Origin of the sequence: Kitasatospora sp. NPDC006697, from assembly GCF_042869935.1 — a bacterium.
Classification (GTDB): domain Bacteria; phylum Actinomycetota; class Actinomycetes; order Streptomycetales; family Streptomycetaceae; genus Kitasatospora.
Genome location: NZ_JBIAGU010000001.1, coordinates 382,314 through 401,889, shown reverse-complemented (window position 1 = coordinate 401,889; position 19,576 = coordinate 382,314). Strand labels below are relative to the sequence as shown.

19 protein-coding genes are annotated in these 19,576 nt (G+C 75.1%); 7 read left to right on the top strand and 12 right to left on the bottom strand.

Annotated elements, in window-relative coordinates:
• Window positions 1-25 precede the first annotated feature (25 nt).
• Window positions 26-1,498 (top strand): AlkA N-terminal domain-containing protein, encoded by a 1,473-nt coding sequence (locus tag ACFYNO_RS01770; RefSeq protein ID WP_388003509.1) that lies wholly within the window; start codon window positions 26-28, stop codon window positions 1,496-1,498.
• A 7-nt stretch (window positions 1,499-1,505) separates the two neighbouring features.
• Here ACFYNO_RS01770 and ACFYNO_RS01765 read toward each other — a convergent pair whose 3' ends face one another.
• The 4 genes from ACFYNO_RS01765 to ACFYNO_RS01750 form a co-directional block, all read right to left on the bottom strand.
• On the bottom strand, window positions 1,506-2,015 hold the full coding sequence (locus ACFYNO_RS01765) for a MarR family winged helix-turn-helix transcriptional regulator (RefSeq protein WP_388003506.1): 510 nt from the start codon (window positions 2,013-2,015) through the stop codon (window positions 1,506-1,508).
• 105 nt (window positions 2,016-2,120) lie between these two features.
• Window positions 2,121-2,807, bottom strand: a complete 687-nt coding sequence (locus ACFYNO_RS01760; protein WP_388003503.1) for a DUF305 domain-containing protein — start codon at window positions 2,805-2,807, stop codon at window positions 2,121-2,123.
• Window positions 2,804-3,520: a DUF3105 domain-containing protein gene (locus ACFYNO_RS01755; protein ID WP_388003500.1), complete on the bottom strand. Its 717-nt coding sequence runs from the start codon at window positions 3,518-3,520 to the stop codon at window positions 2,804-2,806. The genes ACFYNO_RS01760 and ACFYNO_RS01755 overlap by 4 nt, the downstream gene beginning before the upstream one ends.
• Window positions 3,521-3,696: 176 nt before the next feature.
• On the bottom strand, window positions 3,697-4,116 hold the full coding sequence (locus tag ACFYNO_RS01750; protein ID WP_388003497.1) for a hypothetical protein: 420 nt from the start codon (window positions 4,114-4,116) through the stop codon (window positions 3,697-3,699).
• Window positions 4,117-4,483: 367 nt separating this feature from the next.
• Between ACFYNO_RS01750 and ACFYNO_RS01745 the strand changes: the two genes are divergently transcribed.
• The gene (locus ACFYNO_RS01745; RefSeq protein WP_388003494.1) at window positions 4,484-5,857 is read left to right on the top strand and encodes a protein phosphatase 2C domain-containing protein; all 1,374 of its coding nucleotides are present in this window, start codon (window positions 4,484-4,486) and stop codon (window positions 5,855-5,857) included.
• A gap of 7 nt (window positions 5,858-5,864) precedes the next feature.
• On the opposite strand, the gene ACFYNO_RS01740 is transcribed toward ACFYNO_RS01745, so the two are convergent.
• Window positions 5,865-6,479, bottom strand: coding sequence for a TetR/AcrR family transcriptional regulator (locus ACFYNO_RS01740; protein ID WP_388003491.1), 615 nt, complete (start codon window positions 6,477-6,479; stop codon window positions 5,865-5,867).
• A 206-nt stretch (window positions 6,480-6,685) separates the two neighbouring features.
• On the opposite strand from ACFYNO_RS01740, the gene ACFYNO_RS01735 reads away from it, so the two are divergent.
• The 3 genes from ACFYNO_RS01735 to ACFYNO_RS01725 all read left to right on the top strand — a co-directional run bounded on the left by ACFYNO_RS01735 (window position 6,686) and on the right by ACFYNO_RS01725 (window position 8,501).
• Entirely contained in the window at window positions 6,686-7,489 is an 804-nt protein-coding gene (locus ACFYNO_RS01735; protein ID WP_388003488.1) for an N-acetylmuramoyl-L-alanine amidase, read from the top strand.
• A gap of 104 nt (window positions 7,490-7,593) precedes the next feature.
• Window positions 7,594-8,121, top strand: a complete 528-nt coding sequence (locus tag ACFYNO_RS01730) for a hypothetical protein (RefSeq protein ID WP_388003485.1) — start codon at window positions 7,594-7,596, stop codon at window positions 8,119-8,121.
• Between the two features lie 2 nt (window positions 8,122-8,123).
• Window positions 8,124-8,501 (top strand): hypothetical protein, encoded by a 378-nt coding sequence (locus ACFYNO_RS01725; RefSeq protein WP_388003482.1) that lies wholly within the window; start codon window positions 8,124-8,126, stop codon window positions 8,499-8,501.
• Between the two features lie 59 nt (window positions 8,502-8,560).
• Here ACFYNO_RS01725 and ACFYNO_RS01720 read toward each other — a convergent pair whose 3' ends face one another.
• From ACFYNO_RS01720 to ureA, 3 genes are read right to left on the bottom strand one after another with little or no spacing between them, the layout of a single operon-like run.
• Window positions 8,561-9,598, bottom strand: a complete 1,038-nt coding sequence (locus tag ACFYNO_RS01720; RefSeq protein ID WP_388003479.1) for an agmatine/peptidylarginine deiminase — start codon at window positions 9,596-9,598, stop codon at window positions 8,561-8,563.
• Between the two features lie 31 nt (window positions 9,599-9,629).
• Window positions 9,630-11,357 carry an urease subunit alpha gene (locus ACFYNO_RS01715; RefSeq protein ID WP_388003476.1) on the bottom strand — a complete coding sequence of 576 codons (1,728 nt, stop codon included), beginning with the start codon at window positions 11,355-11,357 and terminating at the stop codon, window positions 9,630-9,632.
• The gene (gene ureA / locus ACFYNO_RS01710) at window positions 11,354-12,064 is read right to left on the bottom strand and encodes an urease subunit gamma (RefSeq protein WP_388003473.1); all 711 of its coding nucleotides are present in this window, start codon (window positions 12,062-12,064) and stop codon (window positions 11,354-11,356) included. Before ureA ends, ACFYNO_RS01715 begins: the two co-directional genes overlap by 4 nt.
• Before the next feature lie 323 nt (window positions 12,065-12,387).
• Between ureA and ACFYNO_RS01705 the strand changes: the two genes are divergently transcribed.
• Window positions 12,388-12,798, top strand: a complete 411-nt coding sequence (locus ACFYNO_RS01705; protein WP_388003470.1) for an ATP-binding protein — start codon at window positions 12,388-12,390, stop codon at window positions 12,796-12,798.
• Between the two features lie 274 nt (window positions 12,799-13,072).
• On the top strand, window positions 13,073-15,148 hold the full coding sequence (locus tag ACFYNO_RS01700) for a SpoIIE family protein phosphatase (protein ID WP_388003467.1): 2,076 nt from the start codon (window positions 13,073-13,075) through the stop codon (window positions 15,146-15,148).
• A gap of 34 nt (window positions 15,149-15,182) precedes the next feature.
• Here ACFYNO_RS01700 and ACFYNO_RS01695 read toward each other — a convergent pair whose 3' ends face one another.
• The 4 genes from ACFYNO_RS01695 to ACFYNO_RS01680 form a co-directional block, all read right to left on the bottom strand.
• Window positions 15,183-16,226 carry a DUF2637 domain-containing protein gene (locus tag ACFYNO_RS01695; protein WP_388003464.1) on the bottom strand — a complete coding sequence of 348 codons (1,044 nt, stop codon included), beginning with the start codon at window positions 16,224-16,226 and terminating at the stop codon, window positions 15,183-15,185.
• A 173-nt stretch (window positions 16,227-16,399) separates the two neighbouring features.
• Window positions 16,400-17,233 (bottom strand): iron-sulfur protein, encoded by an 834-nt coding sequence (locus ACFYNO_RS01690; protein WP_388003461.1) that lies wholly within the window; start codon window positions 17,231-17,233, stop codon window positions 16,400-16,402.
• Between the two features lie 196 nt (window positions 17,234-17,429).
• Window positions 17,430-18,296, bottom strand: coding sequence for a hypothetical protein (locus ACFYNO_RS01685; RefSeq protein WP_388004299.1), 867 nt, complete (start codon window positions 18,294-18,296; stop codon window positions 17,430-17,432).
• 315 nt (window positions 18,297-18,611) lie between these two features.
• Window positions 18,612-19,511 (bottom strand): hypothetical protein, encoded by a 900-nt coding sequence (locus ACFYNO_RS01680; protein WP_388003458.1) that lies wholly within the window; start codon window positions 19,509-19,511, stop codon window positions 18,612-18,614.
• Window positions 19,512-19,576 lie beyond the last annotated feature (65 nt).

The following is a 19,576-nucleotide window of genomic DNA, read 5'->3' as shown; positions in this document are numbered from 1 at the left end:
TCGCGGCGGGAGCAGACTGGGGTGCGTGATCGATGACGAGACGCGGTACCGGGCGGTGGACAGCCGGGACGCCAGGTTCGATGGGGTCTTCTTCACGGCCGTCACCACGACCGGGATCTACTGCCGGCCCAGCTGTCCGGCCGTGACCCCGAAGCGGGTCAACTGCACGTTCTACCCGACCGCGGCGGCCGCCCAGGGCGCCGGGTTCCGGGCCTGCCGGCGGTGCCGGCCGGACTCGGTGCCCGGGTCGCCGGAGTGGAACCACCGGGCGGACCTGGTGGGCCGGGCGATGCGGCTGATCGGGGACGGGGTGGTCGACCGGGAGGGCGTGGCCGGGCTCGCCACCCGGCTCGGCTACAGCGCCCGGCAGCTGCAGCGGCAGCTGACCGCGGAGCTCGGCGCCGGGCCGATCGCCCTCGCGCGCGCCCAGCGGGCGCAGGCGGCGCGGCTGCTGCTGCAGACCACCGACCTGCCGGTCACCGAGGTCGCGTTCGCGGCCGGCTTCGCCTCCGTACGGCAGTTCAACGACACCGTCCGCGAGGTCTACGACCGCACGCCCAGCGGGCTGCGCGCCGAGGCCGGGGCGAAGCGGGCCACCGCGACCGCCGGCGCGCTCGCGCTGCGGCTCGCCTACCGGGGGCCGATCGACACCGGCCACCTGATGGACTTCCTCGCCCTGCGCGCCGTCCCCGGCGTGGAGGAGGTGGTGGGGGGCACCCACCGCACCTACCGCCGCACCCTCGCCCTGCCGCACGGCCCCGCCGTCGCCGAGGTGGACGGCCTGCCGCCGGGCGCCCCCGCCGACCGCGGCTGGCTCGACTGCCGGCTGCACCTCACCGACCTGCGCGACCTCACCACCGCCGTGCACCGGCTGCGCGCGCTCTTCGACCTCGACGCCGACCCGCACACCGTCGGCGAGCAGCTGGGCGCCGACCCGCTGCTCGGCCCCGCCGTCGCCGCCCGCCCCGGGCTGCGCTCGCCCGGCCACGTCGACCCGCACGAGCTCGCGGTGCGCGCCGTGCTCGGCCAGCAGATCACCGTCAGCGCCGCCCGCACCCTGGCCGGCCGGCTCGCCGCCCGCTACGGCACCCCGCTGCCCGAGCCCAGTGGCGGCCTCAGCGTGCTCTTCCCGACCGCCGCCGCGCTCGCCGACGCCGACTCCGCCGACCTGGCGATGCCGGTCTCCCGGCAGAACGCGCTGCGCGGCATGTGCGCCGCGCTCGCCGAGGGCACCGTGCAGCTGGACGGCGGGGTGGACCGCGAGGCCGCCGCCGAGCAGCTGCTCGCGCTGCGCGGCATCGGCCCGTGGACGGTCGGCTACCTGCGGATGCGCGCGCTCGGCGACCCCGACGTCTTCCTGCCCACCGACATCGGCATCCGGCACGGCCTCACCCGGCTCGACGGGCCGGCCGACCCCAAGGGCGCCGACGCGGCCGCCCGTGCCTGGGCGCCCTGGCGGTCCTACGCCGTGCACCACCTCTGGGCGCTGGCGGGCTGAGGGGTCCTCAGGACTCCTTCGGGCCGGCCAGCGCGGTGGCCAGGTGCTCCAGCCCCGGCAGCGCGGCCATCACCGCCGCGTGGTCTGCGGCGGAGAGGGTGCTCAGCGCCGTCGCTATCCGCCGCTCGTGGGCCCGCTGCCAGTCCTCCAACTGCTGGTGCCCGGCCGCCGTCAGCGCGATCCGGGCGGTGCGCCGGTCGCCCGGGTCCGCCTGGCGGTCCACGAAGCCGGCCTCCAGCAGCTTGCTGACCAGCCCGCTCACCGTGTTCGGCGCCAGCCGCTGCCGGGCCGCCAGCTCGCCGACCCGCAGCGGCGCCGCCGCCAGCGTCTGCAGCAGCTCCACCTGCGCCATCGGCAGCGACTCCCACGGGTAGTCGGTGCGGATGCTGCTGCGCAGTGCCCGGCGCAGCCTCGTCACCACGTCGGTCAGCCGCTGCGCGGGCTCGAAGCCCAGCGGGTCCTCGGTGTCGGGAGCGTCGGCGGACGGGGCGGCGTCGGAGTGGGGAGCGGCTGGCATGCCGGACAGCGTAACCCGTAGCCAGACGGGGTCTCAGCCGACGTTTCGTCAGCTGAGACCCCGTCTCAGAACCGTAGCGGTGCGATCCGCTTCAGCGGAGCGGCCTCAGGAGAGCGGCTTCGCGCCCCGCTCGGCCAGCATGTCCGTCATCAGCTGGATCTCCGAGCTCTGCGCCGTCACCATCGACTGCGCCAGCCGCTTCTCCGACTGGTTCTTCGACAGGTCCACGTAGCCCTGCGCCATGCCGACGCCGCCCTTGTGGTGCTCGATCATCAGCTGGAGGTAGAAGACCTCCGCGTCCTTGCCGCTGAGCGAGCGCAGCTTGTCCATCTCGGTGTTGGTGGCCATGCCGGGCATCAGCGAGCCGTCGTGCGCCTGGTAGGTCATCTTCATCCAGGCCATCGGCGCCGCGGACGAGTTCTGGGTCAGACCCCACTGGTCCAGCCAGCCCATCATCATGCCGCGCTGGTTCGCCTGGGTGTTGATCACGTCGAAGGCGAGGTTGCGGACCTCCTCGTCGGTGGTCCGGTCCCGGACGATGAACGAGAGGTCGATCGCCTGCTGGTGGTGGGTCGCCATGTCGCGGGCGAAGCCCGCCTCCGGCGAGCTGTCCGCCGGCGCCGTGATCGCGGTGCCCGAGGCCGAGGATCCGCCGGCCACCAGTGCGGGCACGCCGAGGCAGAGCGCCACCGTCGCCGCCAGCGCGGCCGGCCACCACAGGGTGCGGCGCCGCTTCACCGGCTCCGCCTCCTGCGGTTCCGCGGTCTCGTCGTACTCGTCGGCGGCCGTCACTGCATCGCCCCGCCGCTGCAGGAGGCGCCCGGCTCCTGGGTCTGCGGGCCCTGCACGTACTTGGTGAAGAACTCGTTCACCCGCGGGTCGGTGGCGCTGTCGACCACCAGCTGGGTGCCCCAGGCGCTCAGTGTGATGGTGCCGTCCTCGGTCGGGTACGGGCTCATCATCGAGTACGGGGTCAGCTTGACCTTGTCCGAGAGCGTCTTGATGTCGTCCGGGGTGGCCTTGCTGTTGTAGGTCACCCAGACCGCGCCGTGCTCCAGCGAGTGGACGGCGTTCTCGTTCTTCACCGGCTGGTCGTAGACGTTGCCCATGCAGGTCAGCCAGACCGGGTTGTGGTCGCCGCCGACCGGCGGGGTCATCGGGTAGTTGACCGGGGTCTGCACGTGGTTGCGGGTCAGCTTGTCCCAGGTCTTCACACCCGGGATCGGGGCCTTGGCCGCCGCCACCTGCTTGTCGTGCTTGTTGTTGGCGTCGATCACGATGTACGTGGCACCGGCGATGGTCGCCGCCACCAGCACGCCCGCGACGGAGAAGGCGATCATCCTGGTGCGCTTCTCGCGGCGCTGCTCCTCGGCGCGCAGCTTGGCGATCCGCTCGCGGCGGTCGGCGGTGGCCTGCTTGCTGCCGCCCTTGGGCTTGTTGGCGTTGGCCTTGCCGATCTCGGCCTGGTTGCTGTTCTGGTTGCTCTGCTTGGAAGCGGAACCCACGGAGATCTTCCTTGTCCCCGCCGGCGGCTCGGGCGCGCGGCGGCATGAGGTGTAACGGGGGAGGGGGAGACCGCGGAGCCGCCGTCCGGACCGCACCCGGCCGGCCGGGCACCGGAGCGGTGCCGAGGGACGGCGGGGACGGACGGGATCGGGGGCGGACCCGCGGGGGGTTCCGCTCAGGGCCGATTGACCTGGAGCAGGTGGAGATCAGGGGTCGGTGCCGGCCAGTCCACCGCGGCCAGCGGTACCCGCACGGGCGCTGGGGACGGGGGCACCAGCACCGGCAGCGCGGCGGCACCGGGCTGCGGCGGGGCGTTCGGCAGCTGCGACTGCTCGGCGCACCACGGGTTGCTGGAGCAGCCGTGGCCCGGGCCGGGCAGCGGGGCGTCGGAGGCGCACCAGGCCTTCTCGGCCGGCGCCACGGCACCCGGCACGGCCGGGGCGGGGACGGCCGGGGCGACCGCGTCGGCGGCGCTCGCGGCGACCTGCCCGGAACCGCCCCGGTGGGCCGGAGCGGCGGCCCTCGCCGAACCCGCACACGGCAGCGCCATCAGCAGGGCGATCAGCAGACCGATCAGCGATAGGCTCCAGGACACCGAGAGCAGGCGGCCCGGGCCGACCGCGGCCGAGGATCCCGGACCGGCCGGACGGCCCGCGGATGCGGCGCTCCCCGGCATGGGTCGGACAGGTCCTGGCGCGGTCATGCGCACATATTAGTCAGCCGAATGGGTGAAATGGTCCCCCTCTCGGGCGGCTACTTTCGGATTAATCCACGGTCCGCGCTCTCCCGCGCCGGCCGCTTCACCTCGTCCTGATCTCGTCCTGATCTCGTCGTGGTGCGTTCGCGATCCTCCGGAAACCCCGGACAGCGGGCCCGGTGATGGGGAGAATGTCGTCGCGGCTCGACCCCCGCCGGACCGAGCAAGCACGCCCGCTGACCGGTTGACCGACAGGAGTCCGCAGATGACCGACCACAGCGTGCCCGCACCGCGCGAGAGCGACCGGGCGGACACCTGGTGGCACCGGGTCTACGAGGGCCCGGCCGGCCGGCTCCCCGACACCCCGGAGGCGGAGGGCGGGGACGAGACGGTGGACGAGTGGTTCGACTCGATCGCCTCGGCGGTGGGGTTCATCCAGTCCAGGGCGCGGCGGGAGCCTGCCGGACCGGTCGAGCCCGCTCCGCCGGTCGAGCCCGTCGGCTTCGCCGAGCCCGTCGAGTCCGCTGAAGCAGCCGCTGAGTCCGCGGAGCCCGCTGAGCCCGTGGTGCGGGTGTCACTGGTGAAGCCGGACCGGCCCCCGCGGGTGCCCGCGCCCGAGCCCGCGCCGCTGCCCGACCCCCCGACCGCGGCGCCCGCGCCGCCCCCGGCCGCCCCCGCTCCCGCCGTCAGCCCCGACCCCGCCCCGCACGTCGGCACCCGCCCGCCCACCTACAACCCCGAGCCGACCCTGCTGCCCACCGCCCACCCCGAACAGCTCGGCTCCCTGGTCCCGGACACCGTGCTCGACGGCGCCCAGTACCCCGGCCTCACCCTGCGCGCCGCCTCCATCCGCGGCGACTCCGCCCGCTACCGCGGCGAGTCCCGCACCGACGCGCTGCTGCTCACCCGGTTCGGCGAGGCCCCCGACGGCCTGCTGCTGGCCGTGCTCGGCAGCCGCGCCCGCCCCGCCACCGACCCGCGCAGCGCCCGCGGCGGCTGGCCCGAGGCCGGCGCCGACCCCTCCGCCGGTCCGGCCACCCAGCCCGACCTGGCGATCCCGCCGCTGCCGGACACCATCCGCAACGCGGCCGTCCAGCTCGCCGAGGCGATCGGCCGCAGCCGCGCCGAACTCGCCGCCGACCTGCGCGCCGGTGCCCGCGACCGGCTGCGCTACGGGCTCCAGCGGCTCACCGCCGGGGCCGCCGCCGGGCTGCGCTCCGCCGCCCCCGACGCCGGCTCGCTGCACTGCCTGCTGATCTCCCTGGACCCCCAGGCCACCCACCGGGCGGCCTTCGGCCTCGGCCCCGGCGGCCTCTACCTGCTGCGCTCCGGCCACTGGATCGACGCCTACGGCGCCAGGCTGCTCTACCACCCGGACGGGCCGGAGGCCGCCGCGCCCGCCCCGGAGCCCCGCCCGTTCCGGTTCCGGCTGGTCCCGGCCACGCCCGGCGACATACTGCTGCTCGCCTCCCCTGGCCTGGCCGAGCCGATCGCCGAGGAGACCGCCGTCGGCAACTTCCTCGCCACCCACTGGTCGCACCCGCACCCGCCCGGCACCGTCGACTTCCTGCGCCAGATCCAGGTCCGTGCCAAGGGCTACGCCGACGACCGCACCGCCATCGCCCTGTGGACCGGCTGACCCGCCGTCAGTCGCCGGCCGCCACGCCCAGCAGGGCGGCCGCCGCCGCCCGCACCTGGGCCAGTGACCTGGCCCGCTCCACCCCGGGCAGCCCGATCGCCAGCGGCACCGAGAACCCGTCCAGCAGCGCCCGCAGCTGGGCGGCCCGCTCGGCGGCCGCCGACCCGGCCCGGAACTCGCCGGCCGCCACCCCCTCCTCGATCAGCGCCCGCAGGTCCGCCTGCCACGGCGCCTCGATCTCCAACTGCCCGGCCCGCAGCTCCGCACTGGCCGGCGACCGCCCCCACACCTCCACCCAGAGGATCCACCGCGGATCCCCCGGCCCGTCGGCCAGGTACAGGTCGGCGTACCCCGCGAACCGCTCCCACCCCGAGGCCCCGGCCCGTCCCAGCACCGCCCGCCGCCGCTCGCCGAGCTGCTCCTCGCTCCACCGCAGCGTCTCCAGGAGGAGCTGGTCCTTGCTGCCGAAGTAGTAGAGCAGGTGACCCGCACTCATCCCCAGCTGCTTGCCCAGCCCCGCCATGGTCAGCTTCGCCAGCCCGTGCTCCGCGATCGCCGCCATCGCCACCGCCAGCACCTCCTCCCGGGGACGCGCCGGCCGCCGCGGACGTGGCGAGGTCATGGGGGACTCCTCGGGCATGGGGGTTGGTGGTGGGAACACGATAGCGGGGCGGAGAAAGTCGAATAGGCCGACTTTCAGATATGCCCGCGGTCGAACTCCTTTCCCGTGGACTTTCGAGGAGTCGAGCGCCGGGGGCTGGGTATAAGCGACTCGGCTCGAATGAATCGCTCTTGAGTGCCCGACAATTCCCTTGCAGAGGAGAGCAGATGAAGTTCGTCAGTCGCGCCGAGTGGGGTGCGCAGCCGCCGCGGCAGCCGTGGGCGTACGTCGCCGCCACCCAGGGCGTCAAGGTGCACTACGAGGGCACCGAGGTGCCGACGGGCGTGCTGAACGACCACGGCCTGTGCGCGGGCCGGGTGCGGGATATCCAGGCCGCCCACATGGCCGATACCACGCAGGGGTGGATCGACGTCGCATACAACTATCTGATCTGTGTACATTCATATGTTTTCGAGGGGCGCGGCCTCCACCATGAAACCGGTGCCAACGGCAACCAGCCCCTCAATCTCGCGCACTACGCCGTCTGCGGGATGATCGGGAACTCCGGGATCACCCAGCCGACCGACGATCTGCTCACCGGTCTGCGGGACGCCATCGAGCTACTGCGGCAGGAGGGCGGGGCCGGGCCGGAGATCAAGGGGCACCGGGACGGGTACGCGACGGACTGCCCCGGGGACCCGCTGTACGCCTGGGTGCAGGCGGGGGCGCCGCGCCCCGGCGGCGGCAGCGTGGCGAGCGGCGGCGGAGGCGGCACGTCGGCGCCGCCGTGGCCGGGCGAGTACCTGCGGCTGCAGCAGCCGCTGCTGCACGACGGCAATGTGCGCACCTGGCAGCAGCGGATGGCGGACCGGGGCTGGCCGTTGACGGTGGACGGCTGGTACGGCGCGCAGTCCAAGGCGGTCTGCGAGCAGTTCCAGCAGGACTCCACCGCGCACGGCTGGCTGTTGACGGTGGACGGCGTGGTGGGTGAGCAGACCTGGAACGCGGCCTGGCAGCGCCCGGTCTCCTGAATGAACTGATCACCGGTCAGAAGGGGCTTGGGGCAAGGGGACTCGGGGAATCCGTTTAAGTGGATCTGCTACCGTGCGCCTGCCGCTGATCCTGGGAGCGCCTGATGACCCGCAGCATGTACGACAGCGTCAGCCCGTCCAGCATTCCGGCCGGAGCCCCGATGGTGGCCGGCTACGTGGACGGGCGCTACGCCAACCTGACCGCGCTCGCCGCCCGGTTCCCGTCGGCGGTGCGGGTGGCGATCGCCGTCTTCGCGAGCACCGACGCCGGGGTGGTGCTGGACGTGGAGAACGGCGATGCCACGCCCGCGCAGGCGCCCGGCTGGGTGCGGATGCGCCGCTCGCACGGGGTCGACCCGACGGTGTACTGCAACACCGACACCTGGCCGGCCGTCCGGCAGGCGTTCGCCGCCGCCGGGGTGGCGGCGCCGCACTACTGGATCGCGCAGTACGACGGCGTGGCGGCGATCCCGGCCGGGGCGGTGGCCAAGCAGTACCGCTCCACCGACTCCTGGGACCTCTCGATCGTGGCCGACTACTGGCCCGGCGTGGACCCCGCGCCGGTGCAGGCCCCCGTTCCCGCACCGGCGCGCCCGATGGACCGGCGCCGGCTCGACGAAGAAGTGAGGTAGCCATGGCCCTGACGATGGGGCAGGTCCTGCCCGGGTTCGGCACCGACCCGGCGGGCAACCCGACCGGGAAGAACGCCACCATCCTGATCCTGCCGCCGGTCTGGGACAACGACCCGGAGATCGGCTGGGGCCGGGTGTTCTACGCCTTCGGCTCGGACTTCGGCGACGCCAACCTGCGGGTGGCGATCCACAACTCCAACAACGGCGGCGGCTGGCGGGTGGAGTCGCTGGTGGTGAGGTCCGCGGAGTCGGTGGCCCGGATCGACGCCTGGGCGGGCGACGACAAGATATCGATCTGCCGGGTCCCCGCCTCGGCCACCGACACGGCCGACTCGATCCCGGTGGGCTACCGGGTGGAGGCCGTGCTGAAGGCGCAGTGACGACGGTGCGCGGCCGGCCCCGGCCCAGGAGATCCGACCGGGTCCGGCCGCGCCGCGCGTCAGGCCTGCGGCTGCTGCTGGGTGATGCAGTGCACGCCGCCGCCGTTGGCGAAGATCTCCCGGGCGTCGACGAGTTCGACGGTGCGGCCGGGGAAGGCCTTGCCGAGGATCGCGGCGGCCTCGGCGTCGCGCGGGTCGTCGAAGGCGCAGAGGATGACGGCGCCGTTGGCGAGGTAGTGGTTGATGTAGGAGTAGTCGACCGGCTCGCCGTCCTCGTCGTGCAGCACGGTCGGGGCGGGCACCTCGATCACCTCCAGCGGGCGGCCCTTGGCGTCGGTGGCGGCGCGCAGGATCGCCACCAGCTCCTGGCAGACGGCGTGGTCCGGGTGGGCCGGGTCGGGCTGGACGTGGGCCAGCACGGTGCCGGGGCGGGCGAAGGAGGCGACGATGTCGATGTGGCCGCGGGTGCCGAACTCGTCGTAGTCGCGGGTGAGTCCGCGGGGCAGCCAGATCGCCTTGGTGGTGCCGAGGTGGGCGTGCAGCTCGGCCTCGACCTGCTCCTTGGTCCAGTCGGAGTTGCGGCCCTCGCCCAGCTGCACCGTCTCGGTGACCAGGACGGTGCCCTCGCCGTCGACGTGGATGCCGCCGCCCTCGTTGATCAGCCGGGAGGCGAAGCGCTGGGCGCCGGTCAGCTCCACGACCCGCTCGGCGATGTGCTGGTCGTTCTCCCAACTGGCCCAGGACTGGGCGCCCCAGCCGTTGAAGACCCAGTCGGCGGCGCCGAGCCGGCCGTCCGGGCCGAGCAGGAAGCTGGGGCCGATGTCGCGCATCCAGGCGTCGTCCAGCGGGCGTTCGACCACCTCGACGCCGGCCTCCAGGTACTCGCGGGCGGCGGCCGTCTCACCGGGGTTGACCACCAGGGTGACCGGCTCGTAGCGCGCGATGGTGTTCGCCACCCGGGCCCAGGCGGTGCGGGCGGCGTGCAGGCGCTCCGGGGTGTCGAAGGTCTGGTTGGGGGTGGGGAAGGCCATCCAGGTGCGCTCGTGCGGGTGCCATTCGGCGGGCATCCGGTAGCCGAGCTCGGCGGGGGTGGTCATGATGGCGGAGTCCTAGCCTTGGTGGGGGAGTTCAGAGGAAGTAGAGGCGGCTGAGCGAGACGCTCTCGGCCGGGTCGGCGCGCAGGGGGTCGCCGTCCAGCGAGACCAGGCCGGTGGCGGCGTCGACGCCGACCCGGCCGGTGCGGGCGTTGCGCACCATGTCGCGCGGGCCGATGCCCCGGGTGCCCCGGACGGCCACCCGGCGGCGGCGGGTGGGGAGTTGGTCGGCGGGACGGTCGAGGTAGGCGCCGTCCGCAGCGGCCCGGGCGACGAAGGCGACCGAGAGGTCCGCGGCGGTCGCGCCGTGGGCGCCGAACTGCGGGCCGAGGACCAGGGGTTCGCAGCGGTCGGTGGAGGCGTTGGGATCGCCGACCACGCCGTAGGCGGGGAAGCCGGCCTTCAGCACCAGCTGCGGCTTGGCGCCGAAGTGGTCGGGGCGCCAGAGCACGATGTCGGCCAGCTTGCCCACCTCGATCGAGCCGACCTCGTGCGAAAGCCCGTGGGCGATCGCGGGGTTGATGGTCAGCTTGGCGATGTAGCGCAGCACCCGCTCGTTGTCGTCGCCGCTCTCCCGGGTGCCGTACCCGCCGTCCGGCCCGTCCAGCGGGCCGCGGACGTCCTTCATCCGGCCGGCCATGGCGAAGGTGCGGCGCACGGTCTCGCCGGCCCGGCCCATGCCCTGGGCGTCGGAGGAGGTGATGCCGATCAGGCCGAGGTCGTGCAGCACGCTCTCGGCGCCCATGGTGCCGGCCCGGACCCGGTCGCGGGCCATCGCGGCGTCGCCGGGCAGGTCCAGCTTGAGGTCGTGGGCGGAGACGATCATGCCGGCCGCCTCGGCCAGGGCGTCCCGGCCGTAGGGGAGGGTGGGGTTGGTGGAGGAGCCGATGACGTTGGCGACGCCGGCCATCTTCAGCACGTTGGGCACGTGGCCGCCGCCGCAGCCCTCGATGTGGAAGGCGTGGATGGTGCGGCCCTCCAGCACCGCGAGGGTGTCCTCGACGGAGAGGCACTCGTTCAGTCCGTCGGTGTGCAGCGCCACTTGGACGTCGTGCTCCTCGGCGACCCGCAGCGCGGTGTCCAGCGCCCGGGTGTGCGCGCCCATGTCCTCGTGCACCTTGAAGCCGCTGGCGCCGCCCTCGGCCAGCGCCTCCACCAGCGGGCCGGGGTCGGAGGAGGAGCCGCGGCCGAGGAAGCCGATGTTGACCGGCCAGGCGTCGAAGGCGTTGAAGGCGTGGCGCAGTGCCCAGGGCGAGTTGACGCCCACGCCCCAGACCGGGCCGAACTCCTGGCCGATGACGGTGGTGACGCCGGAGGCCAGCGAGGCCTCCATGATCCGCGGCGAGAGCAGGTGGACATGGGTGTCGATGGCACCGGCCGTGGCGATCAGGCCCTCGCCGGAGACGATGGTGGTGCCGGTGCCGACCACCACCTCCACGCCGTCCATGGTGTCGGGGTTGCCGGCCCGCCCGATCGCCGCGATCCGGCCGTCGACCAGCCCGATCGAGGTCTTCACGATGCCCTGGACGGCGTCGATCACCAGCACGTTGCTGACCACCACGTCGCAGGTGGCGCGCACGGTGGCGGCCTTGAGGTGCAGGCCGTCCCGGGCGGTCTTGCCGAAGCCGGCCAGGAACTCGTCGCCGGGGTGCTGGGAGTCGGCCTCGACCCGGATGATCAGGCCGGAGTCGCCGAGCCGGATCCGGTCGCCGCGGCGGGGGCCGTGCACCGAGATGTAGTCGTGCGGCGTGATGCTGCTCATTGCTCGGTCTCCGCGTCGTCGTAGCTGACCAGGTAGCCGGTGGCGCGGGCCTTCTCGAGCGCGGCCTCGCGGGCGCCGGGGGCGTCGAGCGGTCCGTCGACCAGGCCGGCGAAGCCGATCGCGACCCGGTCGCCGCCGATCGGGACCAGGCCGACCTCGACCACGGCGCCGGGGTCGAAGCGGACCGAGGAGCCGGCCGGCACCGCGAGCCGGGTGCCGTAGGCGGCGGCCCGGTCGAAGGCCAGCCGGGGGTTGACCTCGAAGAAGTGGTAGTGCGAGGTGACCGAGATCGGCACCGCGGAGGTGTTGTGGACCGGCAGCAGCACGGTCTCCTCGACCGGGTCGTAGCCCTCGCCGGCACCGGGCAGGGCGGCGCCGGGGCCGTCCTCGCCGAGCGAGCCGGCGCCGCGGAACGGGTCGTTGACCACGGCGAGCCGGGTGCCGTCCTCGAAGACCGCCTCGACCTGGATCACCGTGACGATGTCGGCCACGCCGGGCAGCACGTCCTGCGGGCCGAGCACGGAGCGGCCGGCCTCGACCGCGTCGGCCAGCCGGCGGCCGTCCCGGGCGGCCTCGCAGACGGTGTCGGCGATCAGCGCGGTGGCTTCGGGGACGTTGAGCCGCAGGCCCCGGGCGCGGCGGGCGCGGGCCAGCTCGGCGGCTGTGAAGATCAGCAGCCGGTCCCGTTCGGTGGGGGTGAGTCGCACGGTGCCTCGCCTCGCTGAAGGTTAGAACGGCGTTCAAACTCGGTGTCGGCCATTGAACCCGGAACGGGTCGCCGTGTCCAGCCTTGCCCGGCCCGTCCGGTTCCGCCCGCTCGGCGCGCCGGGACGCCCGGGGACGGCTGGGCCGAGCGGGCGAGCGGGGGACTGCTGGCGCCGGACGGCGCGGCGGAGATCGCGCGGGGGCGTAGTTGACAGAGTGTCAGCAGTGCGTGCCTCGCGAGCCCCCCGGTGCACCGTTGCGTGCGGTGAGCGCCGCCCCGCAGGATGGAGCGGAACGAACCGGGCACAGCTGGGGGGCGGGCCTGATGGACAGCCGGCAACAGTTCGACACCCCGCGCGCCGCGTGCGCGCTGCACTGCGCGGTCGCGCCCGCGGACCTGGCCGCGCTGGCGCCGCTCCGGGCCCGGCTGAGGGCCGCACTGGCCGACTGGGGGCTGGCCGAGCTGGCCGACACGGCCGAGCTGCTGGCCAGCGAGCTGGTCACCAACGCGCTGTTGCACACCGGCGCCGGCGCCGTCCTGGACGCCGCGCCGACCGGCGCCGGCGGGCTGCTGGTCGAGGTCCGGGACGAGGGCGGCGGCCTGCCGGCGCCCCGGTCCGCCGACGCGGACGCGACCAGCGGGCGCGGGCTGCTGCTGGTGGAGGCGCTGGCCGACCGCTGGGGAGTGCGGCTGCGGGCCGACGGCAAGACCGCCTGGTTCGAGCTGCGGATCTGAGCGCAGACCAGGGCAGGGGTGTGACGAGGGTCGCGTGGGGTGGGAGTGACCAGGGTGGTTTGTCCTGCCGTGGCGGCATTGCCCCGGGCCCGAACATTCGACAGGATGGTCAGAATGTGTGTCCGGACCTGGCAGGGGCAGGAGAACAATGGCGACTGAGCCCGAGCCGCAAGGGCCCGCACGTCGTCCGATCGGTCCGCCGGCCCAGGGTGGGCGGCGGACGGGACCGCGGGCCACGACGAGCCTGGCGACCGGCCGAGCCACCGTGCCGGCCGTGCTGCCCGTCGCCGCACCCGCCCCCGGCCGCAGCGGCGACTCCACGCCCGAGTGGCTGGAACCGGCGATGGCGGCCAACGGCATCGGCTCCTTCGACTGGGACATCCGCCGCGACCTGATCGAGGCCGACCAGCGGGCCGCCGCCATCATCGGCTCCGGGGGCGCCAGCCTCAGCCTGAGCTCCGAGGCCTTCCTGGCCCTGCTGCACCCCGAGGACGCGCCCGTGGTGCGCCGCCGGGTCGAGCGCGCGGTGGCCGAACTGGGCCAGTGCGGCGCCTACTACCGGACCGTCTTCCCCGGCGGCGCGCTGCACGCGGTGCGGTTCCGCGGCCGGGTGCTGGCCGACGCCTTCGGGCGCCCCTCCCGGATGGTCGGCTTCGTCTGGGACGCCACCGCCGAACTGCACAAGCGGGCCGACGCCGGCCGGAAGGCCCAGCTGCGCGAGGAGCGCTCCCGGTTCATCAAGGAGGCCGCCCGGGCGCTCTCCGAGGCGGTCACGGTGCGCGACGTGGCCCGGGTCTTCACCGAGCTGCCGCTGCCCGGACTGCCGCCCGACGGCCTGGTGCTGGCCGCCTTCGAGACCGGCCGGCTGCGGATCCTCGGCGCCAGCGGCTACACCCCCGAGGACGTCACCCCCTACGACCGGGCCCCGCTGGAGCCCTTCCAGCCCGCCGCCGAGGCGATCCGCAGCCGGCTGCCGGTCTTCCTCTCCAGCCGCGCCGAATACCAGGAGCGCTACCCCGAGGCCTGGACCCGGGCCTCCTCCACCGGCCGCGCCGCCTGGGCCTTCCTGCCCCTGGTGGCCAGCGGCCGGGCCAACGGGCTCTGCGTGGTCAGCTTCGACGAGGCGCGCGAACTCGACGCCGACGAGCGCACCCTGCTCTCCACCCTCGGCGGCCTGGTCGCCCAGTCGCTCGCCCGGGCCCGGCTGCACGACGCCGAGCACGAGCTGGCGGCCGGCCTGCAGCGGGTGATGCTGCCGCGCACCGTGCCGGCCGTCCCCGGCGTCACCACCGCCGTGCGCTACCTGCCGGCCGGCTCCGGCCTGCAGATCGGCGGCGACTGGTACGACGTGGTGCCGCTGCCCGGCGGGCACGTCGGCCTGGTGATCGGCGACGTGCAGGGCCACGACGTGCACGCGGCCGGCATCATGGGCCAGCTGCGGATCGCGCTGCGCGCCTACGCCGCCGAGGGCCACCCGCCGGCCGCCGTGATGGCCCGGGCCTCCCGGTTCCTCGCCGACCTGGACACCGACCACTTCGCCACCTGCACCTACGCCGAGGTGAACGTCGACTACGGCGTGGTCTACGCCGTCCGGGCCGGCCACCTGGACCCGGTGGTCCGCCGGGCCGACGGCAGCAGCGCCGTGCAGTCCGTGGTCGGCGGCCTGCCGCTGGGCATCTCCGCCGACCAGGAGTACCAGGTCACCCGGTTCAGCCTGGACCCCGGCGAGACCGTGGTGCTCTGCACCGACGGCCTGGTCGAGTCCCGCTCGATGGACCTGGACACCGGGATGGGCCGGCTCTGCGCCGCGGTCGCCGGCGAGCTGGAGCCCACCGGGGTGGACCCGATCGAGGCGCTGGCCGACCGGATCGCCGCCCGGGCCGCCGACTCGGCCGAGCGCGAGGACGACATAGCGCTGCTGCTGCTCCGCTGGGACGGGCCCGAGGGCGGGCTGGCCGCCCAGCAGCTGCGCCGCCGGATCGGGCAGGCCGACCTGGCCCGGGTCTCCGAGCTGCGCGGCGAACTGCGGGACGCGCTGCGCCGCTGGGGCGTGGCCGAGCTGATCGACACCGCCGAACTGCTCGCCTCCGAGCTGGTCACCAACGCGATCCGGCACACCGACCGGGACGCGATGTTCACCGCCCGGCTCTACCGCGAGGACGGGCGCGAGCCGCGGCTGCGGATCGAGGTCGAGGACGAGTCGGACCTGTGGCCCAAGCGCCGCACGCCCGGCGAGCAGGCCTCCTCCGGGCGCGGGCTGATGCTGGTGGAGGCGCTGGCCGATGCCTGGGGCGTGGAACCGCGCGGCACCGGCAAGCGGATGTGGTTCGAGCTGACCGCGGGCGAGTGAGGGCCCGGCCGCGGTCAGCCCCAGCCGCTAGCCGCTAGCCGAACTGCTGCTCCAGGTCCTTGAGCTTCTGCTCCAGGGAGTCCAGCCGGGGCAGCGTCAGGGTGTCCTCCTCGGCCGTCAGGTCGATGGCGTGGCGGCCCGGGCGGGTCGGCAGGCCCGGCCCAGCAGCGGCCGGCCCAGCGGCGGCCGGCCCAGCGGCGGCCGGCTCAGCGGCGGGCGGATTCGGCGTGCTGGTCGGTATCGCGGGCTCCGAGGGACCCGGCTCCAGCTGGCGGGCGGCCCGGCCGCGGCCCCAGCTGCCGGTCCGGCGGCTGATCGCCTTCAGCTCGGCCCGCTCGCGGCGGGTGACCAGGCGCTGCCGCTCCCGGTTCACGGCCGCCTCGCGCTTGGTGTCGCGGACCTCCTCCACCGCCTCGTCCAGGCTGCGGACGTTCTCCAGCAGCATCAGCGACCAGGCGGCGAAGGTCTCCCGGGGCGCGCGCAGCCAGCGGACGATCCGGATCTGCGGCAGCGGGCGGGGCACCAGGCCCTGCTCGCGCAGCGCCGCCCGGCGGGTCTGCTTCAGCGCCCGGTCGAAGAGCACCGCGGCGGAGAGCGACATGCCGGCGAAGAACTGCGGGGCGCCGTCGTGCACACCGCCGCGCGGGGCGTGCACCCAGTTGAACCAGGCCGAGGCACCGGCGAAGAGCCAGACCAGCAGCCGGGAGCCGAGCGCCGCGTCGCCGTGGCTGGCCTCGCGGACGGCGAGCACCGAGCAGAACATCGCCGCGCCGTCCAGGCCGAACGGGACCAGGTACTCCCAGCCGTTGCTCAGGCCCAGGTTCTGGGTGCCGAAGCCGACCAGGCCGTGGAAGGAGAGCGCGGCCGCCACCGCCGCACAGCAGAACAGCAGGGCGTAGGAGGCGCCGCCGTAGAACGACTCCTTGCGCCGGCGCCGCTCCTCGGCGCGCTCCCAGCTGTCGCCGGTCCGGGCGGCGGCGCCCCCACGGCTGCGCAGGTAGGCGAGCAGCACCGCGGCCGGCAGCAGCACGGCGAACGCGGCGGCGCCCCAGCCCAGTGGTATATCGGACATTGTCATGGCGCGGAACCAGCCTCGCTCTCGGCGCATGGGCGGTGGCGCTCGCCGCCGCCCGGGGGAGGTCCATCATGTCCGATGGGCGGCGCCCGGATGGGTGGTTTGCGGTCAAATACCCTGGAGGGTGACAGAACTGATGTTTGGTCAGGAATATAGGGTGATGGTCTGACCGACTTTCAGCGCGCGGGACGCTGCTCGCGGGGGCAGCCGGTGCAGGGGTCGGTGGGGCGGACGGTGTAGAAGAGGCAGCAGCTCACCCGGGTGCGGCAGGGGCCGGCCGGGGTGCGGCGGAAGGCGGCGCCGCCGGTGTAGGGGGCCGTCGTGCCCGTTCCGGGCAGCAGCGCCGACAGCGCCTCCACGGCCTGCCGCTCCCGGCCGAGCAGGCCCGCCGCGAACCACAGGCCCTCGGTCAGCTCGTCGGTCGCCAGGCCCCACAAGGTGCGCGGGCCGCGCCGCAGTTGGGGGGCGAGGGCGGTGAAGAGCGGGTCCAGCTGGGCGGCGAAGGCGGTGCGCAGCTCGCGGTCCAGGGCGGCCCGGTCCGGGACCGGGACGGCCGCCGGGTGCCCGGCGCGCGGATCGTCCGGCAGGCAGGCGAAGCGCACCGGGGCGCCCGGGAGCACGGCCAGTTCCGCGGGGCCGCCGCGCGCCGGGTGGCGGTGCGCGAGCCGGTCGGCCGGCAGCAGCGGCACCCGGGCGTCGAGCAGCCAGGGCAGCGAGAGGAGCAGGCCGAGCGGCCAGACCAGCCGGTGCAGCCAGAAGCCGGCGGCCACGTCGGGGCGCGGGGCGGCGCCGTGGCGCAGCTCGGTGCGGCGGGTCTCGGCGGCCACCAGGCGGGCGCGCAGGGCGGCGGAGGCGAGCAGGTCGCCGGTGGCGGTCCAGCCGGGGGCGGGGCGTGGCGGGGCGGTGAGGCGGATCCGCAGGTCGGGGAAGACCCGGGTGAAGGCGGCGTGGGCGGTGGCGCAGGGGTGCGGGGCGGCGGTGACGGTGGCGGCGGCGGTGCGCGTGCTCATCTTGGCGGTGCCCCCAGCGGGTCGGCCGGGTGCTCGCGCGGGCCCGGGTGCGGCTCGAAGCGGACCGGGTGAGGCGTGCGCGTGCGCACACCTCACCCGGTCAGGTTAGCCTCACCTTAGCTGACGGTCCGTCCGAGTTCGCGGGCGAGTGGGCCGTTCGGGTGCGGGCCGGACGGGCCGTGCCGCTCCTCGCGGCTCACCCCGCCTGGCGCGCCCCCGGTACGCCGGGGCGGGCGCGGGGCGGCGCACCGCGCGGGGCGCCCGGCGGACCGCCGGGGTGGCCGCCGGGCTCCGCCGGGTCGGCCGGCTCCGCCTCGCCGAGCCGGCCGACCAGCCAGACCGGCACCCCGCCCAGCGACTGCACCAGCCGGCCCGCCTCGGCCCGCAGCCGCTGCGCCTCGGCCGGCTCGCTGACCTCGGCGAGCGCGGCCAGCGCCGGCGCCACGCCCACCATGAAGCCCAACTCCTCGCGGAGTTGGAGCGAGGCGAGGAAGCCCTCCCGGGCCCGCACCCGGTCGCCGCCGACCAGCGCGAGCGCGGCCAGGTGGCGCCAGGTGGAGGAGGCCAGCAGGGTGTCGCCGTGCGCCTGCGCGCCGTCGTGCGCCCGCCGGTAGGCGATCCAGGCGGCGGTCTGGTCGCGCAGCAGGTTCTCCGCCACCAGGCCGCGCCGGAAGTCCAGCAGCGGACGGCCGGCGGCGCTCGGCGCGAGCAGGGCCGAGGTGCGGCCGAGCGCGGCCTGGGCCTCGTCGAGCCGGTCGCGCGGGCCGAGCACGCTGCCCAGGTAGGCGAGGAAGCCGCGGGCGCAGGCGGCCTCGGCGCGCTGTTCGGTGCTGGTCACCGCCGCCTCGGCGAGCCGCAGCGCGGCCTCCGCCTCGAGCCAGTGGTCGGCGGTGTAGAGGCACTGTTCGATGAGGAGTTCGGCCCGGCACAGGGCGGTGCGCGGGTCCCGTTCGGCAGCCGGCATCAGCTGGGCGGCGGCCTCCGCCCAGCAGGCCCGGGAGCGCAGCCGCCAGACGGTCCCGCTGGTGATCTCGTCGAGGTGGCCGCCCGTGCCCGGATGCAGTCCCCCGCCGTGCGGTGGTACCCCGGGCGGCCTGTCGCGCCCGGCCCCCCTGGTACCCGTACCGCGCGTCCCCCCGCTCCGCGGGGCCGTTCCGTGCTCCGACAACGCCACCTCCTTGTGCGCGTGTCCCACGGTGCTGCGGTGTGCCACGGCGCGGCCGTGGGCATCGCAATTGAACACCTGCCCCGAGCTTGTGCACCAGATCACGAGCGCCACGGATTTTCGCCGGGGGAGCGCGGAGGGCGCACGGGGAGCAGGCCCGCGAGCCGGGTGTGCGGAGGAGACGGTGTCCGGGGCCGGTGCTCCGCTACCTCGTCAGGACGTCCACCCCGTCTCCAGCAGTGCCTCCGCCGCGCCGTTCACCGGGTGCGGCACGCCGCCCTGGTCCAGGGTGAACAGGGCGACCAGCAACTGCTCGCCGCGCACGGTCGCCTGGTGCGAGTAGCCGGACATGGTGAACATCGCCGCCGCCACCTCCTCGGTGTGCAGGGTCTGCAGCCAGAGGCACTCCACCGCGCGCAGGTCGGCCTGTTCGGGCCAGGTGTCGACCTGGGCGACCAGGCGCTCGCCCAGCATGCCGACGGCCTCGCGCTCCTGGCCCTCGGTCAGTTCGACGTCACCGAAGCCCAGCCACTCCAGGTAGCGGGCGGCGGCCAGCACCGCGTCCTGCGAGCTGCGGATCGGGTGCGGGCGGAACGGCGGGCGGCCCAGCCAGCGGCCGTCACGCGGGGCGCCCGGGGCACCGGGGGAGGCGGGGCGGGCCGGCGGGCGCGCGGTGCTCGGCGGGAGCGCGCCGTTCTCGGCGTAGAACGGCGCGGCCGGGGCCGGCCGGCTGCCCAGCGGACGCGAGCCCTGGGCGCCGCCGCGCGGGCCGCGGTCGACCGGAAGCCGCACCGTGGCACCGCAGTTGCAGGTGAACTCGGGCTGCGGCCACTGGTCCGAGCGGCCGCACTGCGGGCAGCGCATGCTCAGCCAGGAGTCCTCCCAGGAGCGGAACCGCACCTGCACCGGCACCCCGCCGCGCAGCAGCGGCACCTTCAGCGCGGCCCCGCACGGGCACGGGAAGGTCGGCGGTTCGTAGACGTGCTCGCGGCGGCAGGCCGGGCAGCGGATCGCCCGCGCGGCGGCCGGGTTGGTGACCGCCTCCGGCAGGTCGGGCGGGGTGGGGGGCGTGCCCGGGCCGGAGAAGTCGTCAGGCAGTTGCTGTCCGGACAAGGCGCGCACCGTCCGATCGGGTGGAGGAGGGCGGACGCCTCCCATCGTCCCCGATCCGGCGCCCG